Origin of the sequence: Sporosarcina sp. P1 (assembly GCF_002743155.1) — a bacterium.
GTDB lineage: Bacteria > Bacillota > Bacilli > Bacillales_A > Planococcaceae > Sporosarcina > Sporosarcina ureae_B.
This window is the reverse complement of the sequence record NZ_PDYS01000025.1, coordinates 1-26526: the sequence shown is the minus strand read 5'-3', so window position 1 is coordinate 26526 and position 26526 is coordinate 1. Positions and strand designations below refer to the sequence as shown.

Below are 26526 nucleotides of genomic sequence, written 5' to 3'. Positions count from 1 at the left end.
GCGTGCTTGTTCTTTTAAGGTAAACAATCGTTCAGTCACATTCATCCGCTCCCACATCTTTTTATTCATTATAAACAAAAGTACCCTATAGGATAGACTTTTTTCAAAGTGTCTATCTTATAGGGTACATTTTATTTTTGAAGGGTTGGGGATTTTTTGTTATTTACTTTCTTCCATATCTTCTTGCGGTGTAGCACGGTACACAATAAACGACAGCACAACTGCCACAAGCGACATGGCGAATGCGATGAAGTAGACAAGTTCAACACCAGCAACGAGAGCCAAATCAGCAGTTACTGCGTCTTCAAGTGTTGTAGATTTATTTAGGAAGTGCAGTTGTCTCGCATTCATAATACTAATAAATACCGACACGCCAATAGCTCCTGCAACTGGTTGTAGCGTCGACATAACTGCGGTGCCGTGCGGATATAATCGCTTCGGTAGTTGATTCAATCCATTCGTCTCGGCCGGCATCATAATCGCAGATACACTGAGCATCAGCAAGATATAGCTCGTGACAACCACCCAAATGGGCGTATCGAGCGTCAATCGACTCATCATGAACATCGTTCCGCTGAGCACAATCGTCGCTGGAATCATCAGCACACGCGGACCAAACTTATCGAATAGTGAACCCATGAACGGAGACATAATACCATTTAAAATACTGCCTGGCAGTAGAATCAACCCTGCAGTCGCTGCGCTAAGCGCGAGTGGTCCTTGCATATAGATGGGTAAGATGATTTCGGAAGCAAACATCGCCATAATGATAATCAAGAACATGAAGACGGCGTGAGTGAACATCGGGTATCGGAACACGCGCATATTCATAATCGGTTCATCTAGCTTCAACTGACGCAAGACGAACAGCACAATACCGATCACGCCCATACTGATAAACAACAAGACGAGCGGATCTGCAAAACCGTCTGCGCTATTCCCAACGGAGCTGAATCCATAGACGAGTGATCCAAAACCAATTGATGAATAGACCAATGAAATATAATCAATTTTTGGTTTTGTGACTTCCGTAACATTGATCAAGTATTTATAACCAAATCCGATAGAAAATAACGCGAATGGAATGACGAGGATGAATAAATAACGCCATCCGAGATATTCCACGATCACACCTGATAACGTCGGGCCAATCGCTGGAGCGAACATAATGACAAGTCCGATGATTCCCATAATTTTACCCCGTCTATGCGGTGGATAAATGAGTAGGAAGACGTTGAAGATGATCGGCATCAATAATCCTGTTCCGACAGCCTGAATGAGTCGACCCGTTAATAGAATGGGAAATGTCGGCGCGCTCGCAGCCACGATTGTTCCAATCGTGAAGACGGTCATCGTACCGAGGAATAATTGCCGCGTCGTGAACCATTGTAAAAGTAACGCCGAGATGGGGATGACGACGGCCATGACCAGCATGAAGCCTGTAGCCATCCATTGCACAGTCGGTAACGTGATGGAAAACTGATCCATCAGTGTAATGAGTGCGATGTTTAATAGTGTTTCATTCAAAATGGCGAAAAATGCACCGATAATGAGAGCCAACATAATTGGCAGTACTTTAATATTCGGATTATCCGCCAAGTATTCGTATTTCTGTTCTTCCATCTCAAAACCTCTTTCGTTGATCACGTGAATTCGGCAGTTTAGTTACCGTTCATTTACTCTTATCATGCTTTTTTATAGTTGATGTGTCAAACTTTCCGAATCCAAAATAGCGATCTTTTTTCAAAAATTCATTGTTACTTTTATACGAGTTAGCTAGCCTAAATCTTCCCCTCTACTAAAATCCAATACGGGCGATTTGGGCACGCGCCTTGGCGTATGTTGTACAGGTATTACCGGCTGTTCGTTCAAATAGTTTTCAAAGTTCGTCGGGTTGAATAATGTGGAAGGACGTAAGTATGCTCGAAATTCAGGATTAGTATTCCATTGCGACACTTTGAGATCAATGACTTGTATAAAATCCTGTTGTGTATAGCCTTCTTTCACTCTTGCATTAATAAATTTCTTATTAGCTGCAGACGCTGCTTTAAATTGCTTACCGGTTTTCTCATTCAAATAGGCAATGACGAAATGCGTAACGTCGAGAGGCTTCTCGACAAGATCTTTATTCTTTATTCTTTTAAGTTCTTTAAGTTCTTTGGTTATAGGCCGTCCCACATTGGCACAGTCCTTCGTTTCACTTTGGTACGACACAGCGTTTCGAAGTGAAACGTCCGTTGTATCAGATTGAAACGTCGCATGATCTATTTCCAGTTCACTTTTTGCTGGTACCGCTTCTTCAACGGACGGGTCATCTTGAATAGACAAGGCAGGGAGTTTAGTGTAATCAATTCGATACCATTTCGTCTTATCAATTTTCATCTTATTGTATTCAGAAGTCGAAATAACGTATCCTTGTTTTTCTAAATTATAAATCGTACGTTTGATCGTCATACGTGACAAGAATGAAAACTCCTCCAGCCATTGATCATACGTTTTATTCACCCACTGATGGCCGTCGCGCACATTTTTTGAAATAAGTGATCGGAAATGTAGCTGTTGCAGAAATAATGCCTCGTTTAATCCGACTACATGCACAAGAGACGGTAGTAATTGTAATGGCTGTTCATTGATTAATAACTTCATACTGAATTCCTCCTAAATTGCGTGTAAGTGATAACCATTCACCACTTCACTTACTATATAGAGAGCTTTTTGCATAAGGATACTTGTTTTCAAACTATTTTTTGATTACAAAACTGCACGAGAAAAGAGCGGAAGCATAGGCCTCCACTCATCTGGATTACACGTTAGTTTATGCTCACTACTTCTCCTTTCACTGGCGGTAGCAGAAATACCCCGATCGACTCACAGACTTCGTAATCTACGAGATACATCTTTTCTCCGAAGTTCTGTCGCTTCGAGCGAATATAGCCGGATGACTCCAATTTTCGTATCGCTCGGATAATCGTAGCCATTGACCAGAAATTCATCACGGCATGCCACTCTTTATACGACCTGCCCACCCATTGTGTCCCTTCTATCGTGTCATGAAGACCGAAAGACAGCTCATGGATTTGTTGCAGAAACATCGACTCATTAAGTCCGATCTTCGCGGCTGTGTGTGGATGAAATTGTAGAAATGATTCATTAATAATTTGCATGATAGTATCCCCCTACTAACTAGTTGTAAGCGGCAGCTATTTGCCTCTTCACTAGCTATATAGAGATCTTTTTGAATAAGGATACACCTTTTCGAAATAATTTATCTTTACAGTTATTAAATTAGTAGTGCAATCTCTTTGTCATGTTGTTTGACTCCTTCATTCAAAAAGTCAGTGGCTTATTATTGCACCCTTTTAATCTTCTTTCGTCGTATACGTCTGATTTGCCAAATATCTTTTGCGTCTAGGCCATATTTTTATTCAGACAAAAGAGCTTGCTTTAAAACTAAAGCAAGCCCCATTCCACTCTTATTTTACGATCATATTAAAAATATAAAACTCAAATTGTTCATCACTTTTTGGGAGATCTTTTCTGATTACTTCACCCTGGTAAATTATATCCGATGTTTTCAAATCAATAACGGTGATGCTAGCCTGTGTTTCAAAATTTGTGATATGTGTTGTCACATATAACTTACCGTCTTTTGTAAAAATAATTGGTGGTTCTTCATTACTTCTTTCGTTTGATAGCTGTATAGTCCATTCCTTACCAACTAGACCATTCTCTATATTATAAGGAGTTACAACCAAATTCCCCTCGCTTACTTTCGAAAGATATATAGTTGAACCATCAGAGAAACTGTTTTGATACTCTTCTAAACCGCCTGGCAATTCAAGTACCTCTTTTTCTTTCGTTTTTAAATTGTAATAAATTAGTTGCTTAATAGTTTTTTCTACTCTATCCGTTTCTTCTTCTTGTATCATGTTGTCTTGCGTTTTTATGAATACAAGTTTTTCATTCGCTTGATCTGGGTTTGTTTGAATTAGGTTTGCAAAAGTATAGTCATTGTCTTGTTGTTCAGGGATGGATAAAACCGTTTCATTACTGTTTATATTCCCAGTAGATGTATCGAAAGAGTAGATATGTTTTTCATTAAAATATTTCTTATTCTTTCTAGTATTATTATGGGTAATCACATGTAGTTCGTTATCAACCACTTGGACATCTTCAACAAACATATGTTTAATTGATGAACTGTCTGGAACTTCAATAGTGAAGGAAGATATATGGCCAGTGTCTTTATCAACCATAGATAGGTCGAATTTGAAATCTCTATTTGTAATTGAACCTGTTTTATACTTCACTTCTGCATAGGCTATCAGCTTCTTGTTCACAAAAAATGAATCGACACTTTGGCCTTTGCCTCTCATGAATTTACGATAATTCTCCTGTAATTCCTGAATCAGTGGTGCGGGGTGTCCTATAACCGAGTCAATAATTGAACTACCGTTTCTATAATCCGAACCGTCAGAAGTGATCTTCAAGTAATTGTTTACATAACCCATAGATCCGCCTTTATGATAGAATCCTTCCAACTCCAAAGATTTTATTTCTTCAGCATTACCGCTCTTCTTATTTATTACAAACTCAGGAAATTGAGTTGCCGAATTAGCAGAGCTAACATAAAACGTTCCTATGCTAAGCACAATAACCGCAATAATTGAAGTAAACTTCCAATACTTTTTCATCTCCACACACTCCTTATACAGTAATCTTGTTCTTTAATAAGAATCCACTCATCCAAATGGATCCTGTAAGTACGATTACACCCATTACTATTTCAAATACAAATAATTCTAACGGATAGAAAAAGTCATTCAGTACAAATTCTTGCAAAAGAAGTGGTGAGATCAATACCGCAACCGCTACTAAGCTGAACAAAATTCCCACAAAAATGCCTTTCCACTTATAACTTCTTTCAAATAAAATTGCAGTAAACAGAATGGACACAACCATTACCCCTGCTCCATAAAACACTATCATTTCAAGAAAAGTAGTTGGGAAAAGCAAGTGTAATTCTGGCATGTTGCTAACAATCTCTTTGATACTCATATCCACTCGGAATTCCTTTGGCAGCATCCATCTAAAAACCATTGTCTCTAGTGGAATCAAAATAAGTTGAAATGCCACAAAGCCAAACGTCGCTAGTAGAATATTTGTTATCTTTGCGTAGAAAACATTCAATCTCGTTGTGGGTAACATTAATAATCGATAAATAAATGTGTTTTTTCCGAACCAATCACGATACCAGATCAGGAAAATATAGAACCCAACACCGGCGATACATAAAGCAATTGGACCAAAAAACCACATACTTCTAGTAACAGCGAGAAAACTCATTTGGCCATAGTCTACTAAGAATTCTGCTTTTGGCATAAACTCTTCATAAATTTTTTCATTGGCCATGTTTAAGTAGTTTTTCGACAACACTATGACTCCAGTAATTTGTACAACTAGCGTAATGCCTAGTAGAACTGCAAATATTTTTGCAATACGATTGAATTCAAAATTGACTAACTTCAAGTAGTTTTTCATTTCTGATACACCTCTCTCATAACATCCACCACAGATTTCCCTTCGTTTTCACGAGCTTCTTCCGCGCTGAACTCCCTAATCACAATCCCTTCGTCTAACAGCACCACTTTATCGATTAAATGTTCAATATCGCCTATTTCATGTGTTGTTATAATAACGCCTCTATTTTCAATTAAATGACTTGTAAACACTTTGGCAATTTCCTCACGACTAAACATGTCAATTCCCGAAAACGGTTCATCCATTAATACAAAGTCAACATCCATTGCTAAACCCAGCAATAAATTGACCTTTGCTGTATTTCCTTTTGATAAGGAAGAGATTCTATCCTGTTCGTTCAATCGTAAAAAACCAAGCAGTTCTGTTGCACGTTTCTGGTTCCAACATGTATAAAAGTCATTCATGAACTCCATTGCCTCAGAGATTTTCATCTGTGGCAGCATTGTGATGGCATCAGGTATAAAGGTGATTTTTTCGAACATGTTTTTATTAATGGTTTCTCCGTTGATTAATATTTGCCCTTTGTTAATCGGGGTAAGTGCCATGATGGCATTTAAAATGGTTGTTTTACCAACTCCGTTAATTCCTAGTAAACAAGTTATTTCACCTTTGTTGGCTGTAAAAGATACACCTTTCAATATTTTTTTCCGACCATAATTCTTTGTAACCTCTTTTACTTCAATCATTTTTATACCCCCTTATCATCGTCATGATCTGTGTACTTTGTTCTTACCAAGTTCAATAATTCATCAACTGGAACTTTAATAGACCGAACGGATGTTACAAATGTTTCCACCGCCTCAAGTAGCAACTCTTCTCGTACTTTGCCTAGTATCTTTTCATCGGTTGTTATTTTGCTCGGATGATTACGTTCGGTATGGATCAAACCCTGTTCCTCCATTTCCTTATACGCTCGTTGTACGGTATTAGGGTTTATCTTCACCCTGTTTGCCAACTCCCGTCTCGATGGTATTTCTTCTCCAGGTACTAATTCGCCTATTGCAATTCTTTCTTTAAAATACCGAACTACCTGCAAATAGACTGGGTCGCGATTGTTAAAATTTACATTCATCGAAACAACTCCTATACGTTCTTGGGTGTATGCACATCATTTTCTTAGTGTGTGTATCAAGTGGTTCATACACGTTAAGTGTATTATATGGGTAATACATAAAGTTGTCAATTCTGTTTTAGAGATGCGCTATACTTCTCGTATTGTTTTAAATTTTTCGGTGTGAACATCATCCCATTTCACTTCAGACCATAAATAGAGATTTTTTCTAAAAACCCAAAGAACGTATCCACTCAGACATAAATGAATAACGCTCAAAGCTAAAAACTGATCAGTTACTAAATAATAATGTTATTCTTTAGTTTTCTCAAAAACCTCCTGCGCTATTCGACAAAATGGCGCGTTTGTTGAACGGGTGCAAATTTTCATTCCAGTACCGCCCGCTTTTGTTGAATAAATCACTCTTCCTATTTATGATGCCATTCACCATTAAATATCTAAGTGCGGTTATTTCTATAAAGGCTTATAGTATAAGCAAATTAATATTGGTATTATAGAAGGCACACCAATAAAAATCCAAAATACTATAAACTTTAGGAGGTAAAGTATGAGTAATTTATATTGGTATAGCCATAGTCTAAAAAGTTATTTAACCTTTTCTAACCAAAAAGTCATCTCTAAGGGCTTTATACTAGTAGAAGAAATTTGTTCAACTCCACTTTTTAAACAGTTCCTTTTCCAAAAGGACTATCAACAAATTCGTGTCTATTTGTATGTAAGTGAAATTCAAGAAGAGATGTATTTATTCGTTCAAGAATGCGATGTAAAAGAAGTATTTATACAAAATCTCAAATCAAAAGCATTCCAAGGTTTCCATTCTGATATTTTTATTACAGAGAAGGAGCCCTTGAAAATAATTGCGGAAATTGAAAAGGCGATGAAATATAGTGAGGAAGACGAATACTTACACATTTATGGACAGCCAAGTTGGCATGGGGATGCCTTTATTGTTGGCAATCGTGCAGCATTACAAAGGTTAAGGGATACAATTAATCAAGCACTTCAATTTGGCGAAAAAAAAGAAGTGTTTTTCCCTGAAGATGAAGAAGGTTATAGTTTATATATATCATGTACAGACGATTCCTTTGATCTAAGCCAATTGGATCCTCCCTACCATGACCCTGATATCTTTGAAAATCGCAAGCCTCCTGTTCAAGCATTTAAACAGTACAAATTTCATGACTAAATTAAATACTAACCACCTAAATCGTTGTCATACCAACGTTCTAGGTGGTCTATTTTTTAAACCTCACTTAATTATGGTACGGTTCTTCGTTATTAATCCTAAACTAACTCTTCCCCGAAGAAGTAATTGGGTAAACCTCTTCAACAATACGGCCTGTTTGCTGAGTAATCTAAAAAGTACTTCACAACTTTATTATAGCTTTATCTACTATTCACAAAGCAAAATAACATGAAGAGTGACTGGGGTGATGATCCATAAAAAATCTTTGAGGGATGCGATAACAGACAAGACACTTCCACCATCCCCGTTCATTCCAAGAGATCGTGTAGTTGTAATATTCCGAATATAGTAAAAGGTATTGACCTTTCTAATAGTTGTCTGTTAAATTGTATTGTAGTATATAATATTCAGTGACGAGAAAGAGTACGATATGAAATTTGTCCTCAAGAGAGTCGACGTTTGGTGAAAGTCGATGGACAGATCCTATCCGAAAATCATCTCTAAGATGCAAAGTTGAAAATAGTAAATTTTGCCGGATTTCCAACGTTAAATGGAAAACATATAATCGTAAGATGAATTAGTAATGGAACTTTCTTATCGTTTTACGAAGCTTTTAGAACATGGGTGGTACCGCGAGTAAAAACTCGTCCCTATTTAGGGGGCGAGTTTTTTATGCGCAAAAATAAGGGAGAGAAATTTCAGATGAACAAAGCACTAGATTAATACAAATCATCTTATGAGTTGTATAAGATGACATCAACCAGGTTGGAAAAGTATTCGACAAAATTCACGCTATATTTTGCAAAGTCTTACTATTCTAGATTACAATTATACATATATTATGTACTTTCATTTTACTCTACACACAAAAACATCAGGAGGTATTATTGTGAGTAAAAAAAACATACTATTCATAGGATTCATGCTCTTCTCTTTATTCTTTGGAGCTGGAAATCTCATCTTCCCCCCATTTCTTGGGTTAGAATCAGGAACGAACTTTGCACCCGCAATTGTCGGTTTTCTCATCACGGGCGTTCTACTGCCGTTCATGGCAATTATGGCGATCGCCTTGTCTGATAACGGGCTATTGTCTATGGGTAGCCGCGTACATAAAGTGTTTGGAATGATTTTTGCGATCATCATCTATATGTCGATCGGAGCTTTTTATGGTATTCCAAGAGCTTCCAATGTTGCGTATGAATTAGGATTCAAACAAATAGTTGAAGTGAATGGCAACTTCCCATTACTTATATTCTCTCTACTATTCTTTGGTATTACATACTATATCAGCTTAAATCCTAAAAAAATCGTCGATCGCATCGGCCAATTTTTAACGCCCATTCTACTGTTGGTTTTAGGAATGCTCGTTGTTCAAGCGTTTATCAAATTTGATAACATATCTTCAGCTCCAGTAGAAGAGTATGCGACTGCTCCATTTGTAAATGGATTTTTAGAAGGCTATTTCACGATGGATGCTGTCGCTGCGCTAGCGTTTGGGATTGTCGTGGTCAACGCGCTGAAAGATAAAGGGTCGAGGTCAAAATCGGAGCTTATTAAAGGAACTTTGGGTGCTGGCTTCATTGCTAGTATCGGATTGGCCATTGTCTATTTCTCACTCGGTTGGATCGGCAAAGTGATTCCAAAAGAAAAAACATTTGAAAATGGCGCAGAAGTATTAACCGAAGCAGCCAGCATGTTATTTCCAAACGGCGGAGGACTTCTTTTTGGGATCATTGTCATACTAGCGTGTTTAACGACGTGTGTCGGTTTAATTAATGCTTGTTCAAGGTTCTTCAATGAAATATATCCGAAATTAAGTTACCAGGCGTATGTCGCTATTTTTGTACTAGTCGGCTTGTTAGTATCGAACTTAGGATTGAATGCCATATTAGCTTTGGCAACCCCTTTATTAGTGTTTATTTATCCAATCGCCATTGTGTTAGTTATTCTCTCCTTATTCCAACATGTGGCAGGTGGCGGAAAGATGATGTATCGGCTTGCTATATTTATCACATTCATTTTTGCTTTATACGAAGTATTCACTAGCATCGGGTACAGCCTTGATCGCGTTACTGAGTCGCTAAATATTATCCCGTTTTTTGAATACGGACTTGGCTGGGTTTTACCAGCATTTGTAGCTGCCACAACTGGTTACATACTGGATAAGTTCAGCCAGCAAGAAAATAAATAAATCTCAATAAAAATCCCGCTTCTTTTTTAAAAAGGAGCGGGATTTTACTTTCCATTTTACTTCTGTAATGTATTCGTCAATTCTACAAACTCTTCTACGTCTTTTGCTACTAGCGCAATGCCGGCTGCCCAGAAATCTTCTTTCGTCACATCCACATTCAGATGTTTTTTCGCTAGGTCTTCTACTTTCATCGATCCGGTATCTCGTAATAACGCAATATACTTCTCTTCAAACCCTTCCGGTTGTTTCAAGTATTCCGCGTAGATCCCTAAGCTGAACAAGTATCCAAATGTGTACGGGAAGTTATAGAACGGCACGCTATCGATAAAGAAATGCAACTTAGCTGCCCAGAAATGCGGATGATAAGAAGATAAACTATTTCCAAACGCTTCTTTTTGTGCTTCTACCATTAATTCATTCAAGCGATTTTCTGATACTATGCCTTTTGCGCGTTCCGTGTAAAAATGATCTTCAAATAAGAAGCGGGCACGAATATTTAAAAACATCGCAGTGGCGCCTTCTAATTTATTGGCTAATAGAGAGATCTTTTCTTCATCCGATGCAGCATTTTTCACCGTGGCATCGGCGATAATCGTTTCCGCGAACGTACTTGCTGTTTCCGCGACATTCATAGCATAATTTTGGTTCAGTGTCGGTAAATCTTTCATTACGTGACTATGAAAAGCATGCCCTAATTCATGTGCCAATGTACTCGTATCACTCGGTGAACCCGTGAACGTCATGAAAATACGTGACTCTTCCAATTCAGGCAAACTTGTGCAATAGCCACCTGGGCGTTTGTTTGAACGATCTTCCGCTTCTACCCAACGATTTTCCAATGCATGTTTTGTAAAAGCGGTTAATTTCGGACCAAATGAAGCGAAATTTTCTATAATAAAGTCACATGCTTCATCATATGTGAAGCGTGTCGGCTTCGTTTCACCTACCGCGACAGGAGCCGCCACATCTTGCCAGCCAAGCTGATCCATGCCAAATAAATTGGCTTTTTGTCCTAAGTAATCAATAAACGTTTGTTTCTGCGCATCCACTGCTGACCACATCGCAGCAAGCGTATCTTCAGACATCCGGTTATATTCAAGCGGCTCTTCTAAATGACTTGTTCTTCCGTGAACGTCTTGTAACGTTAAGCGATAGCCTGCTAAATGATTCAAGATGTCCGCAAAGATCGGTCCATTCGCAGACCAAGTCTGTTCCCAATTATCAAAAAGTTCCGCGCGCACTTCTGCATCAGGATCTGCGTACATTTTGTTCATAGCTTGCCCGATAGATAAGTCCGTTGTTTTCCCGTCTTTATCTGTAAACGGAACGGTCATAGTGGAGCCCACTGTATTGTATAAATCGCTCCACGCGGCGAGACCGTCTTTATTTAATTTAGCAATCAGCTTTTCTTCCGCTTCAGATAATAACCGTTTACCTTCTTCGCGTATTTCATTTAATGAAAAATGGATGACGTGTAAAGTATCGTCTTCAAGAAGTTGATTCCAGTTTTCATCCGAAATAGCTACCAATTTTTTAGTGAAGATCGTGGAAAGTTGCTGGATTTCACTGCTAAGTTCCATCACTTGCCCTTTGACAACGCTTGCATAGGGATCATCCATGAAGGCGTCACGCCACATATTGATAAATGTCCCCACTTGACCTAAGCCTTTACCGATGACTTCTTGCATTTTTAATAATTCTTGTAAAGTAGAGGCATCATTAGTCGGATCACTATTCCAAGCGTGTAACTGATCTGCATAAAGAGCAATATCTTCTTTGACAGCCGAAAGTTTCGTCTGTACTTCGTTAGACTGCGTGCCACCTGCAAAAATACTCTCTAGATCCCACGTGTTTTGATATTTCACTGTATGTCACTCCCCTTATATATCCCTACTGTAAACGTTGTTTCTAGTAGTAGCTGAGTCCATTATATACCAATTCATCATACCGTGTGGTCATTTTTATTGATTTCGACTGCACATTCTTCATGTTCCATATTTAGTTAATAATTCAGCTGGTATATGACAATAATCCGTTGGGCATTTAGCTAATCTGTTTTGATGTTCGTCTGCACTTCTCACATAATTTGTAAGAGGTACTACTTCCACAACTATACGGTCAACATCACTTCTCTCCATAATAAACGCCTTCGCTTCTTTTAAGTGTGCAAGGTTTTCACTGTAGACGCCCGTTCTATATTTCTCACCAACGTCTGCTCCTTGTTGATTCACACTATACGGATCAATGATTTCAAATAAATACTCCATTAATTCCGAAATGGTCACGACAGAAGGATCAAATCCTGTCTTTACACATTCAGCATACCCATCATAGTCGCCTTCCAATAAATGAAGCGTTCCATTCGCCCTCCCTGCTTCCGTAAATGTCACGCCAGGTAAGGTTTTTATAAAAGCCTGTACTCCCCACAAACAGCCACCCGCAATGTATACTACTTCCATGTGGACACTCCTCTCGTCTGTACAAATGATCCGTTATACTATCTTTTTTGAAATTCTTTCACGCGTTGCCTGATATCTTTTTAATTCTCTAATACTTGGCATTAACATACGTGTGTTCAAAAACAAACTTTTAAGTAGAGTAACCGTATTATAACAATCGCCTACGTGAAGCGATTCAGCATTCGTATGTTCATTCTGATAGCCTACCGAAAGATTAACACTCTGAATACCGGCTGCAGCCCAGATCCGCGTATCGCTACTGCCGCCTGGTGTACACTTCCATTCTCCCGCTTCACTAATCCCCGCAATCTCTTCAATGGCACTTCCGAAAGAATCTGTACAAAAATATTCAATTCCTGCACACGACGTGACGATATCTCCACTACCTCTTCGGTCCAAAACAAAAGCTGCATCGACATTTTGAAGAAATGCGACATCGACTTCGGATGCTCCAATAAGACCAACCTCTTCTTCTACAGTCAAGATATATTTTACCGTACCTGTAAAGCGACTCGTTTGAAGATATTTGGAAATTTGAAGCAATATCGCAATCCCCGCACGATCATCTGCTCCTAAAATCCCTTCACTGCTGCTCCACACTCCATCCGTTTTTAGGATTTGACGTCCCGGAATGAGTTCACGGACAATATCCAGATGTGCATTTACTAAAATAACTCGACCTTTTCCTGATCCATACGTCTTTTCTGCAAGCAGATTTCCATATGAATCCGTACGCATTGTATCTACGAATGGTCTAAGTTTCATTGCGACATGTTGACGAATCTCTCCTTCATTCCCACTCTTACCAGGAACATTCAGCAATTGTTCTAGCTCAATTTGAAATAAATGTTCTTCAATTGAAACACCGCTTGCTAGCCATGCTTGATCAATCGTAGACAGTTGCTCCGCTAAATCTAACAGTTGTTCTTGGGAAGTTAAGATCTTAATCGTATCACGCTGTGGATTTTCACGGTTGATTCTACAAGGAATACCTAGTGCCTGCAGTAACTCCATCAGATGTTGTCCACTTACACCTTTCTGTACGTCCAGAAAAGGGTTACGCTTTCCATGACCATCACATGAATATTCCGTTTGAATACCTAATCGATTGACTTGACGAACGACTCCGCTACTAAACGTATCCAACTGATATATATTTAATTGGCGATCTTCCGTGTATATTCCGCACATCTCTGTTCTGCCTCTGTACTTCGCATTTACTACAGATAACCATTGCTCCTCTTCAGGCGGTGCACTTTCTACTATCAGGAGTTTAAGGTCTTCATTATAGTTAAATAGTACATTCGCTTTTGTCAAACATGACGTTAAAAACTTCATGTTCTCATCTGTCTCTTCGTGCGCCCGAAAATGTGTATCCTCATTCCATTCCTTACCGATGATCGGCTTCAAGTTCCAACCGTGACGTACCCATAAGCGATTCCAAGTCATTTTCATTTTCATATACAACAGCTCCTCTTTAGGTGATAACTAAAGTATATGAAATACTCGATGACAGACCTGTCATTGACCGCCTTCTGCATGTTCTATAAGCACAAAAGGGATGTCTGTAGCCCGATAGAAGTAGGATGTATCTTGTCCATTCAATGGCTTGGCAACCATCCCTATGACGTCTAGCGGAAGTTTCAATTTCAGTAATTTCTCACGAAGTCGGGAAATACTTTTTACATATCTTTCAATCTTGATTTCGCCTGACTTCACGCTAAATAAATCCGAGAGGTCCGTTTTAGCTAAAGGCTGAGCTTCACTTGAATTCAGCATCAGTGTACGAAGTAATTCGGCATTCAAGATGGTTAGTTTAACTGCTGACCCGCCATATCGCGCCCAAATTTCCCTACCTGTCATATCTAGCATAAGTTCATCGCTAGCATCTCCATCGATCAGTTCTTCGTACTCTTCCCATGAAGCTCCACGCTGCCCTTCGCTATCCTTTATCTGAAATGCTTGTTGTGCTAAATAACTCGAATTCGCATCAATGAGTTCATATAATGGCGACAGGGTTAATTGATTAATTTTCGTTTGTTTCACATCATTATGTATTGAAATTTCTAGACTTTGTCGTTGTGCGTCGACAGCAAGATATAACGCACTATTACTCAAATACAGCAACGCATGATAACTTTGCTGATTCGATAAACTCATTTTATGTTGGGGACTCAAACGGTTATACTCCACCGCATGTTGGAAGTGGAAAAGAGCATGATTATACGCTTGCTGTTTATACGCTAAAAAACCAAGACGATAATGAGCTAACGGAATTGTTCGATCGTATCGAAGCGCTTGTTTCAGTGTACTCTGCGCCGCTACATCATCTTTTTTATACTCCGTTTTTAAATACGTTCCATACTTTACAAGATGTTCTGCGAGATCGTTTTCGATTTTGGAGATACTCAGTGTATAATCGCTCTCGGGATCTGCCTTAATTGCGCGAAGCAACGCCGTTTCAGTTGAAATAATCGAATTCAGCAAATAATCTTTTCCATCTTCGCGCTGATCTACAAGTACCTCTAACTGATCGAGCAATTCTTCAACCGATAACAATGCTAGTTTTTTCATATGCAATGCCCCCTAAGAATGGATGTGAATATAGATAAATCAGGCTAATGAATATTTTTACTCCTAGTAGCTCTTACATATAGTATACATACATTTCAACAAATAAAAAAAGACCCTACAAGTAGGGTCTCCTTCAAGCTGTTATTAAGCTTTTTGAACGTTTGTAGCTTGTAGGCCACGTTGTCCTTGTTCGATTTCAAATGTTACACTTTGACCTTCGTCTAAAGATTTGAAACCGTCGCCTTGGATTGCTGAGAAATGTACGAATACGTCTTCCCCTGCTTCGCGTTCGATGAAGCCAAAACCTTTTTCTGCGTTAAACCATTTCACTGTACCTTGTTCCATAATTAATTGCCTCCTAGTGCGGATATCCACACAATGATGTTACTATACTTGCTCAAAACTTTAGACGAAAAACAAAATATATTTCCATGAAATATATTCTCGATCTGAAAAAGAACAAAGATAATACTCTTTAAATATAACAGACATTAAATAAAAAAGCAACCCTAATGTTTAGTACATAAAATAAAGTTCTTGATATCTCTTTGTATTTTCCATAAATTGGCTTATTTCCACTTATTATTATATACCCCTACACAGTATACAACGAATGTTGTTTCATTCTCAAGAAAATAGTGACCTATGCAACACTGCTGCCGGTCACTAACTGTCTTAATGATGGTGATGATGGTGGCCTCCCGACGATTCAGGTTTCACTTGGCATAAGATTGAATCGTCATGCTGATGGGCCGATGTTTCCAATTGAACAGTAACGTGATGAATGTTTTGGTGCAATAAATCATGTTCGATTTTGCGAAGCAATTGCTCACTTTCCGCAATCGTCATTTGATCGTTCACTACGGCGTGGCAAGAAAGTGCATTTAAACCGCTCGTTATGGACCAAACGTGTAAATCATGAACACTGATGATGCCCTGCGCATTGCGGAGCGTATGAATAAGTTCATTCATCTTCACATTTTGAGGCACGCCTTCCATTAACACATGCAGCCCTGACTTCGATACAATGTAACCGCTGCGTAAAACCAATGCCGCTACAATAACACTCGCTAACGGATCGGCCCAGCCCCATCCAAAGAACATCATAAGCAGCGCTGCAGCAATCGCTCCGATTGAACCTAACATATCGCTCATGACATGCAGGTAAGCGCCTTTCATATTCAAGTTCTCTTCCACATCGCTGCCGCGCATCATAATCCATGCAACTAAAATATTTACGGCCAACCCGATGCTGCTAACAATCAGCATGCCTATTGTCGCAACTTCAGGAGGATTTGCAAAGCGCTTTACTGCTTCAAAGAAAATGAACAAAGCGATAACAATCAATGTGATTCCATTTAACACAGCGGCTAAGATCTCGAACCTCTTATAGCCGAATGTCTTGCTTTTACTTGCGACCTTTTCCCCGAACTTAAATGCAATCAATGCAATCGCTAATGAAATGGAATCACTTAACATATGACCGGCATCTGCCAATAAGGCAAGACTGTTCGTCAAAAATCCGCCGATCGCTTCCACAATCATATATAAAGTAATGATGAGGAAGGAAATCAATAATACTTTTTTATTCGCACCATGCGCATGGTCGTGTCCTTGGTCAAGTCCCACTGAATAATCCCTCCGTGTTGTTAATTATGAGTCGCGTGCTCAATTGCCTGTTTCAATAAATTCATTACGTGATGGTCATCTTCTGAATAATAAAAGGTCGTCCCTGCTCTTCTAAATTTCACCAGCCGCAAGTTTTTTAAAAAACGCAATTGATGTGAGACCGATGACTGACTTAAATTTAATGTTTCAGCGATATCATTCACTGAGTGTTCTTCTTTGCACAATAAATTTAAGATCCGGATTCTCGTCGGATCGCTTAATGCCTTAAACGTTTGGGAGACAACGAAAAGTGTTTCTTCATCCAAATGTTGCGTGTTTTCTTCCAAAGACTGGTCACTATTTGTTTCTTCGCTCATTTTCAATTCCTCTCCAATCATGTGTTTCTGGTTATCATATATGAACATATACTCATATAATATAAACTATTTAAATAATTGTCAATTACTACATATAGTACTCTCTTATTTTCATGTACCTTATGTAGGTAATATACTATTGAGCTGTTGGTATCTCAAAAGAAAGGTGTGGCAAAGAATATACCCATAGTAATAGCCAAATCACGGCTGCAACCAACCCAACCAGCGCGCGCACAACCGTTTACTGGCCATCGAATGACTTCTGAACGGTTCGTCAAATGCACCAATAATAACTCCTCTCTCCGTATTATTGGAGAAAGATATTAAAGTAAAGGTAGTATTAAGCGCATCAAGATGCACCATAGGGGTGTTTCTCTCTTATCCCACGATTTGGCCTCATTGCGATATAAGCTCGAATACTTGTGAATCAATCATACTCGATGGAGAAACGGTCATGTTTTTTATCTCCCCTAATGCATTAAAAATAATGTAGTAATTGGTTTTTGCATACAATAATTTTTAATCGTATGGCATTACATTCTAGCAATTGATATAATTTGACTAATATGAAATTTCTTTCATTCTTACTACTCTTCTTTTCGATAGCAATCCCTTTGTTAATCTTTTTTGAATTCTATGTATGAAGTGGTTCTTAATGTAAAGGAGGAATAATACGAGTGTAAAACTACCCTAAGAAATCAGATTTTAATTTGATAGTAAAGGGGTAGTAAGAATGAAAAATCAATCGTTTCGTTTTCTATGGATGGGCCAATCACTGGCTAGTCTAGGTGATGTTTTTTATATTGTCGGTATCATCTCTTTTTTGTATACACTCACGGAGTCACCTTTTGCATTAGCATTGGTACCTTTCATCAATATGTTCGGTCGTTTTATTAGTGGGATGATCTCTCCGTGGTTGATCAATCGTTTTCCTTTAAAGACATTGCTCGTTTATTCACAAGTCAGTAAGACCATTCTATTGGTTGCTCTATCGCTTTTATTAATTTCTGAAACAATAACCGATCTATTCATCATTCTAACGTTTGTTGGGTGTATTGCGTTTTTGGATGGCTGGGCATCGCCGGCAAGCCGTGCTATGCTACCACGCTTAGTGCCAAAAGAACGACTTGTGAAAGCGAACAGTTTCTTCTCGATCGTCTCTGAAACAATGAATTTAGGAGGCTGGGCACTGGGAGGAATAGCTGTCGCATTAATGAGTGGACAATTTATTATTTTCGGTACAGGTAGTTTGTATATAATTGCAACGATGATGATGTTCTGTATTTACGATCCCACACCATTCCATAAAAAAGAGTGTACAGGTAAATGGAGGAGTGAGCTAACCGAAGGCTGGAAGATTGTATGGAGAAACCCGCTTTTTAGGAGTCTTCATGTGGTCATCATTTTTGAAGCAATTGCCAATGTTGTATGGATTGCTTCGATCCTTTACATCTTCGTGGCAGAAGTTCTAGGTCAGACAGAAGCTTGGTGGGGTTACATTAATACAGCTTTCTTCTTAGGTATGATAATTGGAGGAGTCATCTGCTCAAGATTTGTAATTGGGATTGAAAACAACCTGAAACGCTTGCTTATTGTGTTATCATTTGGCATTAGCGGCGTCACTCTTCTTTTCGGAGTAACCGCCATTCCGTGGATTTCCATTCTACTTGTTATTCTGAACGGTGTTGTTCAACAATTAAAAAGTATTGTAAGTGAGACATTGCTTCAAAAATCTGCAACTACTGACCAGCTTCCTAAAATTCATGCCGTGCAAAGCACTATACTATCACTCTTGTTCGGTATTTCATCATTAACTTTCGGAGCCATTGCTGAGCTTTGGGATGTCAGAATAACATTTATCTTGGCAGCAACTTTGTTAGGACTTGGTGCACTATTTGCATTAATTCGCCGACGTGATTTTATCGTTCCAACTGAATAATATGCATAAAAAACGATTGGACACTTGTTCAATCGTTTTTTTGCTTCTTATAAAAATAAGCCCATTACCTTTAATTAGTGAAATCATTCTACTTTACCATTCAGACTGCATTTTCACAGTATAGTTATAAGATGGTGTCAACATAACGGCCCGATTGTTTTAGATATGCGCAAATTCGTTTTATGATAAAAGCACCCAATTACTTCAAGCTTTTATGTATGAGATGCATCATAAAAAACGGTGGTATAGTAATCAAACCCCGCCCAGAACTCTGCTTGTAAATTACCTAACAACCTATGCAAATCACTTCTTGAAAAATATGTTCCGGTTCTTATAAATCTAATACTATCTTCTAACTTTAGGAAATTATTTATGCTATCAACTAGGTATACTCTTTCTTCTCTTGAATAATCTCCTTCAGAGACAAGGTCTAACAGGGTATTTCTTGCCTGTTGTACGTCGAAAAGCATTCTATCGAGTTTATCTTTGTCAATTGTTTTGGAGTCCATACCGATCAACCATTGTTGTTCAAAAATCGGAAGAATAAATTGAGTTCGATTTACCGTAGGATTGTAATTATTACTTTCTAAATCCATTTTCAGATCCTTCTCGTAGGCAGCTTTAAACTCGCCAATCTCTTCTTCATAGGTTTTGCCATTATGGGTTTCCGTGTCGGGACTATAGGCAAAGCTTTGATCGATGCTAAGAAGCGACAATGGATAATACCAAGATATGAAAGCTATGACAAGTATAATAAATATTCCCGAGCCTATTCCCAAGATCTTCCTTTTACGTTTTGTATTCATATAAATCTCCTTTATCTTCTGACTAATGTGCTGTTTAGTATATCCATTTGGCTCGATTGCGATATAGACGCAATCACTTATAAAGCAATTGCGCGCATTTCTGTCATAAGGAAAGATCAACGTCGTTTTGTGATGACTTTTATAATAAACATAACTATTCCAATCAATACTAGTAGAATCCCATTAACCAAGGTTATCAAACCTAAAAAAGCGCCACCATAGCCTGCACCCTCTCCTGTTCCCCCTGAACTCCAATCATAGAAATGGAGAAATAATGCGCCACTTGAAAAACCAAGAACAGGAGCAAGAATCATCATCATAATTCCTGCAATCATAAGATTTAATTTCCCCTTTTTGAAAAACATAAAAGAAGCAACGTTAAGCGATATGATTATTAAGATGAATACAGTTAATAGTAAACCTTCCATCGCTTTCCCTCCCTATGATCCAACGATGCCATTAAAAACTACTCAAACTTGAAATAGTGATTTCGCAATCTGGTGCCTTCGCGGTCTATTCACTATTTCTTACTGCACTCCATGACACCTTTAAAATTTCCCATACCTTATACAATACGGGAAATGCTGATGAAAAGTACCAGGTACTGGAACGAATCGTTTGAATAACAATTAAAATATCCAACTTGGAATTCATTAACAAGTGATGTAATTCTCATGTAACGCGTGTACTTACTTATCAAATTACATACGCTTTTCCATACGAATATCAGCCCGCATTTTTCCATCATAATACGTGAAGTTTTCTATGCGTCCAATTTCTTGATATCCTAACTTCTTATAAAGCTTCAAAGCGGGTGTATTAAATTCAAACACGCCTAGCTCGATTCGTTGAAGACCACGCTTTCTAACTTGCTCTTCCAAGTACGCTAAAGCGATAAAACCAATTCCTTTCCCACGGCATTCAGGCTCGCCAATGGAAATGCTGATCCACGCCGTCCCAGTTTCTTTTCTAAATAAATGCTCAGGGTCCACCGTGTAGCTCATTTCCCCGATCAGCTGATTTTCCAAATAGATCAGGAATAGATGTTGGTATTTTAAACGACGGTGTACATCTTCAATAGTCAAAACCTTTTCTCGTTCCAATTCTTCTTTACTTGGATTAGGTTGAGACAATGACTTTAAATTCACGTCGTTCCCCCATCGATTGAGCGTATTCACAAGCATGGATGTTGGTTCGGTTACTGGCATGATTTCAATATTCATTGGCAGCCCCTCCTAATTTCTATGTTTTGTCATTTGATGAACAGGTTTAACTTCGCACACTACTAGTATAATATAACAATACGAAGGCATTCTACGAAAGAGCAAACATGTTACAATAGAAGAAACACCTAGATAGACGAGGAGCGAACACGTTGAGGTTGAATCAATATATTAGTTCTTCGGGATTCTGTTCCAGAAGACAAGCCGAGCGCTATATTACGGCTGAAAAAGTGCTTGTTAACGGCAACATTGCATCGCATGTCTATTTTGTTGAAGAGCATGATCATGTTGAAGTAGACGGGCACTCCATCACGCACAACGCACAGGACCTATATATGATACTTAATAAACCAAGTGGGATTACTTGTACCGCTTCGCCTACTATTGCGGGTAATATTATCGATTTTATATCGTATCCTGAACGTATATTTCCTGTGGGACGTTTGGATAAAGAAACAGAAGGTCTAATTTTATTAACCAATGATGGAAGTATTGTAAATGAGTTAATGAAAGACGAAAACCATCAGGAAAAAGAGTATGTGGTGACAGTCGATAAAAAAATAACGAATACCTTTATAGAAGACTTATCCAACGGGGTAGATATTTATAATCCCAGAACGAAAAGCTATATGACGACTAACTCTTGCCTCGTAACTCCTTTGGACGACTTCACGTTTCGTATTACGTTAACGCAAGGATTGAATCGACAAATCCGCAGAATGTGCAGACGGTTTCAATATACCGTGACGCACTTGCAAAGAGTTCGCATCAAGCATATTGAGCTTGGATCATTGGAACGCGGTCAGTGGCGTTACTTGACTGAAGAAGAGACAGCGAAGTTAAAATCATGATATTTTAAAAATAGCCTAGCATCGCATTTGCGACGCTAGGCTATTATAATAGGCATTCATACATGCTAGTGTGAAATTAAGCTTTGCTCGTTTGTTTAGCTTCCACTAACAAGCCACCCTCGCCACCAAGATAGTCGATCATACCTTCTGAAGCACGGTAAGCGAATGCACCGATCGTTTCGGTAGGATCATGGTTACTGTTATGCGGGAAGGAAGATCCACCCAGCACGAACAAGTTTTCCATATCCCACATTTGCGAGTACGTGTTGACAGCGGATGTTTTAGGATCTTCACCCATTATCGCACCGCCAAGGAAGTGGTTTGTGTAGAACTTGCTATCAAACTTCACATCATCCGGTACGTCGACCAAGTCAATGATATCCGCACCCATTTCTGTCATAATTTCTTTACACGTTTCCACGCCATGTTGTGCGCGCTTTATGTCTTGCTCTTCATAATGCACAGTCGCACGTATTAGTGGATCTCCTAGCTCGTCTTTGTACGTAGGATCCAAATCCAGATACGTATAACGGTTAGGTAAGAAAGCAGTCTTCGCTCGAATAATCAAGCTGCGGTTATGATAAAATAAATTTTTCTCTTTGTATTCTTTACCCCAAGCAGGTGTCCCCACTGGCACATGGTTATTATCAATCGGACGCTGACCTAAATGGTAATAGCGAATTTCATAGCCGTGAAGGAAGTCAAGATCTGTATGATCCACGTTATCTCCTGCAAAATCATCCACTTTTGCCCCTAGTGCACCTGTACCCATAGATAAATTCCACTTTTCATTATCAAAGAAGCCCCGTGCACCTATGTAGGTACTAATATTACTAAAGTGACCTGTAAAGTTTTTCCCGATTACACCTTCTTGCGTTTCGGGATTATACGGCTTGCCTATTTTAGACTTTAATAATAATTTATTATTTGTAAAGACAAATCCGGCTAACACGACAATATCCGCAGGTTGGATATATTCAGTACCTGTAATATTATCAATATATTTTAACCCGATCGCTTTCGTTCCATCATGAATGACTTCAGTCACTGTGGATTCATTCCGAATTTCAAAGTTCCCTGTCTTTCTAGCAGTCTCCAATACTGTAACGATTGGATCGCCTTTGGCACCGAAATCACAGCCATACTCTTCACAGAACGCACAGTACATACACGCATTGATCGTCTCGCCGTCTGGATTTGTATACGACTCCGACATATTGGCAGCTGGTAAACGATATGGGTGATACCCTAGATTTGTCGAAGCTTTTTTAAACAATTCAATCGATGGCGTCGTTTTCAAAGGTGGATTCGGATACTTATCCGAACGTGGAGGTCCGACAGGGTTTTCCTCACCCGAAACGCCAGCTGTTTTTTCGAATTTATCATAATACGGTTCTAGTTCGTCGTATGTAATACCCCAGTCTTGAATTGTACAATTTTCTGGAATCTTTTTCGCGCCGTATTTTTCCACCGTTTGACTATGAATCTCAAAATCATACGGTAACCAGCGCAAACTTACGCCATTCCAGTGGACACTTGCCCCGCCTGTATCATTTCCAAAGCGCGCATAGTTATTATTTCGTACTGGCTTCGCGGTTTCTTTCATACTACCTCTTGCTGTCACTGTATCTTTGGATAGATCTTGCATCATATCGTAACGAATGGAATATTTTAATTCATCTTTCGCCCCGATGAAATCATCCCGTGATTGTTCCTTACCTCTTTCAAGCGCCACCACTTTGTATCCTTTTTTTGTGAGCTCAGCAGCAGTAATTCCACCAGCCCAGCCAGTCCCCACAATTACAACGTCCACTTTCTTTAGTTCTTCTGCCATACCTTCTACCTCCTGAAAATGTTGAATTTATTTCTTTCGTTGATAGTCCGTCAAACTAATTGGGTCCAGTTTAACAAATTCTTCACTTTCAATGACGTCTGCGTAAGATGGACGAGCTCCAGCAAATTCTTTCATACGCCAACCGTCCATGTTTTTATTCCCACCGTACAAAGGATCCGAAAACGCACCTTCTAATGTAGCCTGCTTTAGTAGCGCAAAGAACGCGTCTGAAGGAATAGATTTCATGTCGAGCTTACCTGCTTCGAGATCACTCATAATTTCATGTTGCTGCTCTTCAGTAGCTTGGTCAAAAGAAGCGTCAAACCGTTTCATACTTTCTGCATTCATCAAGCGTAAACCTTCCAAGAAAATTTTCCCTCGGTTCGCCCGTGAATGATTGACTTTTTCATCAGCCTTCTCGATTTTCTTCAAACCTTCCAAATTGGTAAAAGGTGCTTGACGATAGTCGTCACCATTTATGCCCCAAGTCCCTGCCAGTTGTTTATCGATAAAATACGGTACATCCAGCCCGATAGCTCCCGGGCCGTTGTCGTCTTCAGGGAAAATCAGTTCCGTAGCCGTTGCCAGTACGATGAAGTCTTCGAAGCGACCGAAAAACACCCGTGCATGGGCCGGATCTACTTTGACAGCGTCTTCACTTTTCCCTTTTTTCCCCTCATCCGATTTCATTTGATTCGTGAATAAACCACCAAGTAAAGATCCACCTGCCACGCCACCTACAACTAGACCGGTGTTCTTCAGAAAGTTTCTACGTCCTGGATCATGACTTTCTGTTTTTGGGTTGTTGTTATTAGCCATTTTATCACTCCTATACATGAAAGTTCGTAACTACTAGAATCCATTGCGTGAATGTAACGCGAGTAAATTGTTAATTACTACCTATTTAATTATGGAATACCTATATTGACAAAATATTATCAATTTCACCATAGTATCCCGACTTTAACACAGTTCATTTTGCTATTCAATATGAACTATTATAATATATTGAAATTTTTCGCTAATTAGATAGAAATCATGCGATAAATATACGCAAAGAAATAGCCTAACTACGCGATTGCGCTATTAGGCTATTTCACAATTATTTATTTCACACTGTTATTAACTAATTCTTTCACAGGTAAGAATAATTCACCCGTCTCCAAATACGTTACCGTTAACTGATCGCCTTCTTCCACATAAATTGAAAGAGGTTCGACTTCCGATGACACAAGGAAGTTTCGACCGTCTTTTGCTAGAATTGAAACGACTGTAAACTCACCGACGCGTTCTTTAAATACGCGCATGGCTGTAATCGTTGCTTTCGCTTCCTCTGCATCAGAACTTCCATCTACCGTACTGCCACCACGTTGAAGTGCGGTTTTATACAATTTCAACGCTTCATTTGGTGAATTCGCAAATACAGAGATTTCAGGATTCGCAGCGGAAACAATGAAGTAATTTTGCAAGAATCCATTTGAATCAAGTACTGGTGTCAACCAGCTAGCTTCACCGTAGAAGTTATACAAAACAGGCATTTCGCCATTCCATTTCTTTTCGATAAACTTCTTTTCAATGATCTGGAGCGCACCTTGCGAATCCATGTAGGACTCTTCCAAATCCCCCGTATAATACGTCGCTTTCCCTGTTCGACCATCTGTTAATGCATAGCCAAGCATCGAGTCTACGCCTTCTTTTGGACTGGTGAAATCTGTGAAGTAATACATATGTCCATCCGCATCAAAGATCGGGCTAACATTGGCTTCTGTACCTTCGTCTGAAGGAATCTTTACATCTTTTTTGCCAACCAATGAATTCCAAAAACCATGAATATACTTACCGAAATAACTATTTTGAAGACTTACCGCTTCAGGTGAAATGGCTCCATTAATAAATTCAGGAACATCTGATAACGCATATTTCTTCGTAGCACCTGTTTCAGGATCCAACATGACAATTCCTTTGGCGTTAAATCCGTTACGTGCCGAAATGAATTCTCCATACGTGCGAATATAATGCGGCTTGCCTTCATCGTCAATTTCCAATTGAACATCTCCGTAAAAGATTAAATCCGGCATTTCCATACGCATTTTTCGATACACTTTTTTATGGAAATAAGAAGACGTCGTATACGCCATTTCCGTTTGAATGAATTTCGGGTTATCCGATGAATCCGTTGCACTCATCGTGAAGTAACCCGGTGTCGTTTTACCGTTAAACCATTTGAAAAATCCTGAAAACTCAACAGGCGCAATATAGACAAATTCGTCATCCACTTTTTGAATTTGTAAATGTCCGAGTTCGTAATAACTCGTATCTGGTACTTGACCAAATGCTTTTTTCATCTTATTACGCGCAAACTTTGGCGGCACACTAGCCGGCGTTTTCGTTTCATCAAACGCTGTAATTTCCACTTTTTGCTTCATCGCAACCGTTTCATATTTTTTATTTGCATTGAAAAGAGGTGCACTTAAGACATACACACCAATGAGCAAAGCTGCCAACGATACGACCATTTTGACTTTACGCTCCATACCTTGCGAAAAAACTGCCCCTAAAATAGCGACGACGAGGAATAATGCCCACAGCGATGACCAATTACGATCTAAATTCGTCACGTAATAAAATATAAATACGCCAATCGTACTGATCACTGTAAGCGTCCCAAAAGCGACCCAGCGGTTAAAAGATAATGGTTCTTTTTTGTTATTTACAGAGAGGAACGGCACGATCATAGCACTCGTGATAACTCCTACAACTAATGAAAATAGTAGTAAACCCAACATACCCAACACTCTTTTCCAGTTACTAGATTTTGTTACATACTATGTATACGGATAGGGTAGGAAATCGTTTCATATTTAC

General features: G+C 39.0%; 25 protein-coding genes and 1 other annotated feature. Of the genes, 4 read left to right on the top strand and 21 right to left on the bottom strand.

Annotated features, from left to right (window positions below; genetic code table 11):
• Window positions 1–159 precede the first annotated feature (159 nt).
• The 7 genes from CSV73_RS15420 to CSV73_RS15390 all read right to left on the bottom strand — a co-directional run bounded on the left by CSV73_RS15420 (window position 160) and on the right by CSV73_RS15390 (window position 6613).
• On the bottom strand, window positions 160–1623 hold the full coding sequence (locus tag CSV73_RS15420) for an MDR family MFS transporter (RefSeq protein ID WP_099628030.1): 1464 nt from the start codon (window positions 1621–1623) through the stop codon (window positions 160–162).
• A gap of 153 nt (window positions 1624–1776) precedes the next feature.
• A complete protein-coding gene (locus CSV73_RS15415) occupies window positions 1777–2646 on the bottom strand; it encodes a conserved phage C-terminal domain-containing protein (RefSeq protein WP_085130602.1) in 870 nt (289 codons plus the stop codon).
• Window positions 2647–2810: 164 nt separating this feature from the next.
• Window positions 2811–3164: a hypothetical protein gene (locus CSV73_RS15410; protein WP_099628029.1), complete on the bottom strand. Its 354-nt coding sequence runs from the start codon at window positions 3162–3164 to the stop codon at window positions 2811–2813.
• A gap of 309 nt (window positions 3165–3473) precedes the next feature.
• Complete coding sequence (locus CSV73_RS15405; RefSeq protein WP_099628028.1) at window positions 3474–4694, bottom strand: hypothetical protein; 1221 nt, start codon at window positions 4692–4694, stop codon at window positions 3474–3476.
• A 13-nt stretch (window positions 4695–4707) separates the two neighbouring features.
• On the bottom strand, window positions 4708–5541 hold the full coding sequence (locus CSV73_RS15400) for a hypothetical protein (RefSeq protein WP_099628027.1): 834 nt from the start codon (window positions 5539–5541) through the stop codon (window positions 4708–4710).
• Entirely contained in the window at window positions 5538–6227 is a 690-nt protein-coding gene (locus CSV73_RS15395; RefSeq protein WP_085130588.1) for an ATP-binding cassette domain-containing protein, read from the bottom strand. The genes CSV73_RS15400 and CSV73_RS15395 overlap by 4 nt, the downstream gene beginning before the upstream one ends.
• Before the next feature lie 2 nt (window positions 6228–6229).
• Window positions 6230–6613 (bottom strand): GntR family transcriptional regulator, encoded by a 384-nt coding sequence (locus CSV73_RS15390; protein WP_085130586.1) that lies wholly within the window; start codon window positions 6611–6613, stop codon window positions 6230–6232.
• Between the two features lie 547 nt (window positions 6614–7160).
• Here CSV73_RS15390 and CSV73_RS15385 point away from each other — a divergent pair.
• Window positions 7161–7799: a hypothetical protein gene (locus CSV73_RS15385; RefSeq protein ID WP_099628026.1), complete on the top strand. Its 639-nt coding sequence runs from the start codon at window positions 7161–7163 to the stop codon at window positions 7797–7799.
• Window positions 7800–8200: 401 nt separating this feature from the next.
• Window positions 8201–8454 (top strand) — a binding site (T-box leader).
• 234 nt (window positions 8455–8688) lie between these two features.
• Window positions 8689–9990 carry a branched-chain amino acid transport system II carrier protein gene (gene brnQ, locus CSV73_RS15380; RefSeq protein WP_085130583.1) on the top strand — a complete coding sequence of 434 codons (1302 nt, stop codon included), beginning with the start codon at window positions 8689–8691 and terminating at the stop codon, window positions 9988–9990.
• A gap of 56 nt (window positions 9991–10046) precedes the next feature.
• Here the strand turns inward: brnQ and CSV73_RS15375 are convergent, their stop codons facing one another.
• The 8 genes from CSV73_RS15375 to CSV73_RS16885 form a co-directional block, all read right to left on the bottom strand.
• Window positions 10047–11855: a M3 family oligoendopeptidase gene (locus tag CSV73_RS15375; RefSeq protein ID WP_099628025.1), complete on the bottom strand. Its 1809-nt coding sequence runs from the start codon at window positions 11853–11855 to the stop codon at window positions 10047–10049.
• 120 nt (window positions 11856–11975) lie between these two features.
• Window positions 11976–12449 carry a peptide-methionine (S)-S-oxide reductase gene (locus CSV73_RS15370; protein ID WP_099628024.1) on the bottom strand — a complete coding sequence of 158 codons (474 nt, stop codon included), beginning with the start codon at window positions 12447–12449 and terminating at the stop codon, window positions 11976–11978.
• Window positions 12450–12482: 33 nt separating this feature from the next.
• Window positions 12483–13910 carry a M28 family peptidase gene (locus tag CSV73_RS15365; protein WP_099628023.1) on the bottom strand — a complete coding sequence of 476 codons (1428 nt, stop codon included), beginning with the start codon at window positions 13908–13910 and terminating at the stop codon, window positions 12483–12485.
• Between the two features lie 60 nt (window positions 13911–13970).
• The gene (locus CSV73_RS15360) at window positions 13971–15023 is read right to left on the bottom strand and encodes a tetratricopeptide repeat protein (RefSeq protein WP_099628022.1); all 1053 of its coding nucleotides are present in this window, start codon (window positions 15021–15023) and stop codon (window positions 13971–13973) included.
• A gap of 144 nt (window positions 15024–15167) precedes the next feature.
• Window positions 15168–15368: a cold-shock protein gene (locus tag CSV73_RS15355; RefSeq protein ID WP_085130578.1), complete on the bottom strand. Its 201-nt coding sequence runs from the start codon at window positions 15366–15368 to the stop codon at window positions 15168–15170.
• A gap of 330 nt (window positions 15369–15698) precedes the next feature.
• Window positions 15699–16652 carry a cation diffusion facilitator family transporter gene (locus CSV73_RS15350; RefSeq protein WP_099628021.1) on the bottom strand — a complete coding sequence of 318 codons (954 nt, stop codon included), beginning with the start codon at window positions 16650–16652 and terminating at the stop codon, window positions 15699–15701.
• Between the two features lie 20 nt (window positions 16653–16672).
• Window positions 16673–17008, bottom strand: coding sequence for an ArsR/SmtB family transcription factor (locus tag CSV73_RS15345; RefSeq protein ID WP_085130574.1), 336 nt, complete (start codon window positions 17006–17008; stop codon window positions 16673–16675).
• 155 nt (window positions 17009–17163) lie between these two features.
• On the bottom strand, window positions 17164–17292 hold the full coding sequence (locus CSV73_RS16885) for a hypothetical protein (RefSeq protein ID WP_255397540.1): 129 nt from the start codon (window positions 17290–17292) through the stop codon (window positions 17164–17166).
• Between the two features lie 449 nt (window positions 17293–17741).
• Here CSV73_RS16885 and CSV73_RS15340 point away from each other — a divergent pair, with 449 nt between their 5' ends.
• Window positions 17742–18947 (top strand): MFS transporter, encoded by a 1206-nt coding sequence (locus CSV73_RS15340; protein ID WP_085130572.1) that lies wholly within the window; start codon window positions 17742–17744, stop codon window positions 18945–18947.
• A 212-nt stretch (window positions 18948–19159) separates the two neighbouring features.
• Here the strand turns inward: CSV73_RS15340 and CSV73_RS15335 are convergent, their stop codons facing one another.
• The 3 genes from CSV73_RS15335 to CSV73_RS15325 all read right to left on the bottom strand — a co-directional run bounded on the left by CSV73_RS15335 (window position 19160) and on the right by CSV73_RS15325 (window position 20976).
• Window positions 19160–19753 carry a hypothetical protein gene (locus CSV73_RS15335; protein ID WP_085130570.1) on the bottom strand — a complete coding sequence of 198 codons (594 nt, stop codon included), beginning with the start codon at window positions 19751–19753 and terminating at the stop codon, window positions 19160–19162.
• Between the two features lie 116 nt (window positions 19754–19869).
• Window positions 19870–20181, bottom strand: coding sequence for an inner-membrane translocator (locus CSV73_RS15330; protein WP_085130568.1), 312 nt, complete (start codon window positions 20179–20181; stop codon window positions 19870–19872).
• Window positions 20182–20454: 273 nt separating this feature from the next.
• Window positions 20455–20976 (bottom strand): GNAT family N-acetyltransferase, encoded by a 522-nt coding sequence (locus tag CSV73_RS15325; protein WP_085130566.1) that lies wholly within the window; start codon window positions 20974–20976, stop codon window positions 20455–20457.
• Window positions 20977–21128: 152 nt separating this feature from the next.
• On the opposite strand from CSV73_RS15325, the gene CSV73_RS15320 reads away from it, so the two are divergent.
• Window positions 21129–21827 carry a pseudouridine synthase gene (locus CSV73_RS15320; RefSeq protein ID WP_099628020.1) on the top strand — a complete coding sequence of 233 codons (699 nt, stop codon included), beginning with the start codon at window positions 21129–21131 and terminating at the stop codon, window positions 21825–21827.
• A 76-nt stretch (window positions 21828–21903) separates the two neighbouring features.
• Here the strand turns inward: CSV73_RS15320 and CSV73_RS15315 are convergent, their stop codons facing one another.
• The 3 genes from CSV73_RS15315 to CSV73_RS15305 form a co-directional block, all read right to left on the bottom strand.
• Window positions 21904–23661, bottom strand: coding sequence for a GMC family oxidoreductase (locus tag CSV73_RS15315; protein ID WP_085130562.1), 1758 nt, complete (start codon window positions 23659–23661; stop codon window positions 21904–21906).
• Window positions 23662–23688: 27 nt separating this feature from the next.
• Window positions 23689–24480 carry a gluconate 2-dehydrogenase subunit 3 family protein gene (locus CSV73_RS15310; RefSeq protein WP_158232363.1) on the bottom strand — a complete coding sequence of 264 codons (792 nt, stop codon included), beginning with the start codon at window positions 24478–24480 and terminating at the stop codon, window positions 23689–23691.
• Window positions 24481–24767: 287 nt separating this feature from the next.
• Window positions 24768–26447 (bottom strand): hypothetical protein, encoded by a 1680-nt coding sequence (locus tag CSV73_RS15305; RefSeq protein WP_099628019.1) that lies wholly within the window; start codon window positions 26445–26447, stop codon window positions 24768–24770.
• Between the last annotated feature and the right edge of the window lie 79 nt (window positions 26448–26526).

What these genes read in the sequence shown, in the direction of transcription:
- CSV73_RS15355 (WP_085130578.1), bottom strand. Translation starts at nt 15,368, where the DNA reads ATGGAACAAGGTACAGTGAAATGGTTTAACGCAGAAAAAGGTTTTGGC.
- CSV73_RS15420 (WP_099628030.1), bottom strand. Translation starts at nt 1,623, where the DNA reads ATGGAAGAACAGAAATACGAATACTTGGCGGATAATCCGAATATTAAA.
- CSV73_RS15405 (WP_099628028.1), bottom strand. Translation starts at nt 4,694, where the DNA reads ATGAAAAAGTATTGGAAGTTTACTTCAATTATTGCGGTTATTGTGCTT.
- CSV73_RS15325 (WP_085130566.1), bottom strand. Translation starts at nt 20,976, where the DNA reads ATGAATATTGAAATCATGCCAGTAACCGAACCAACATCCATGCTTGTG.
- CSV73_RS15370 (WP_099628024.1), bottom strand. Translation starts at nt 12,449, where the DNA reads ATGGAAGTAGTATACATTGCGGGTGGCTGTTTGTGGGGAGTACAGGCT.
- CSV73_RS15395 (WP_085130588.1), bottom strand. Translation starts at nt 6,227, where the DNA reads ATGATTGAAGTAAAAGAGGTTACAAAGAATTATGGTCGGAAAAAAATA.
- CSV73_RS15360 (WP_099628022.1), bottom strand. Translation starts at nt 15,023, where the DNA reads ATGAAAAAACTAGCATTGTTATCGGTTGAAGAATTGCTCGATCAGTTA.
- CSV73_RS15330 (WP_085130568.1), bottom strand. Translation starts at nt 20,181, where the DNA reads ATGGAAGGTTTACTATTAACTGTATTCATCTTAATAATCATATCGCTT.
- CSV73_RS15310 (WP_158232363.1), bottom strand. Translation starts at nt 24,480, where the DNA reads ATGGCTAATAACAACAACCCAAAAACAGAAAGTCATGATCCAGGACGT.
- CSV73_RS15315 (WP_085130562.1), bottom strand. Translation starts at nt 23,661, where the DNA reads ATGGCAGAAGAACTAAAGAAAGTGGACGTTGTAATTGTGGGGACTGGC.
- CSV73_RS15415 (WP_085130602.1), bottom strand. Translation starts at nt 2,646, where the DNA reads ATGAAGTTATTAATCAATGAACAGCCATTACAATTACTACCGTCTCTT.
- CSV73_RS15410 (WP_099628029.1), bottom strand. Translation starts at nt 3,164, where the DNA reads ATGCAAATTATTAATGAATCATTTCTACAATTTCATCCACACACAGCC.
- CSV73_RS15385 (WP_099628026.1), top strand. Translation starts at nt 7,161, where the DNA reads ATGAGTAATTTATATTGGTATAGCCATAGTCTAAAAAGTTATTTAACC.
- CSV73_RS15345 (WP_085130574.1), bottom strand. Translation starts at nt 17,008, where the DNA reads ATGAGCGAAGAAACAAATAGTGACCAGTCTTTGGAAGAAAACACGCAA.
- CSV73_RS15400 (WP_099628027.1), bottom strand. Translation starts at nt 5,541, where the DNA reads ATGAAAAACTACTTGAAGTTAGTCAATTTTGAATTCAATCGTATTGCA.
- CSV73_RS15335 (WP_085130570.1), bottom strand. Translation starts at nt 19,753, where the DNA reads ATGAATACAAAACGTAAAAGGAAGATCTTGGGAATAGGCTCGGGAATA.
- CSV73_RS15390 (WP_085130586.1), bottom strand. Translation starts at nt 6,613, where the DNA reads ATGAATGTAAATTTTAACAATCGCGACCCAGTCTATTTGCAGGTAGTT.
- CSV73_RS15305 (WP_099628019.1), bottom strand. Translation starts at nt 26,447, where the DNA reads ATGTTGGGTTTACTACTATTTTCATTAGTTGTAGGAGTTATCACGAGT.
- CSV73_RS15365 (WP_099628023.1), bottom strand. Translation starts at nt 13,910, where the DNA reads ATGAAAATGAAAATGACTTGGAATCGCTTATGGGTACGTCACGGTTGG.
- CSV73_RS15340 (WP_085130572.1), top strand. Translation starts at nt 17,742, where the DNA reads ATGAAAAATCAATCGTTTCGTTTTCTATGGATGGGCCAATCACTGGCT.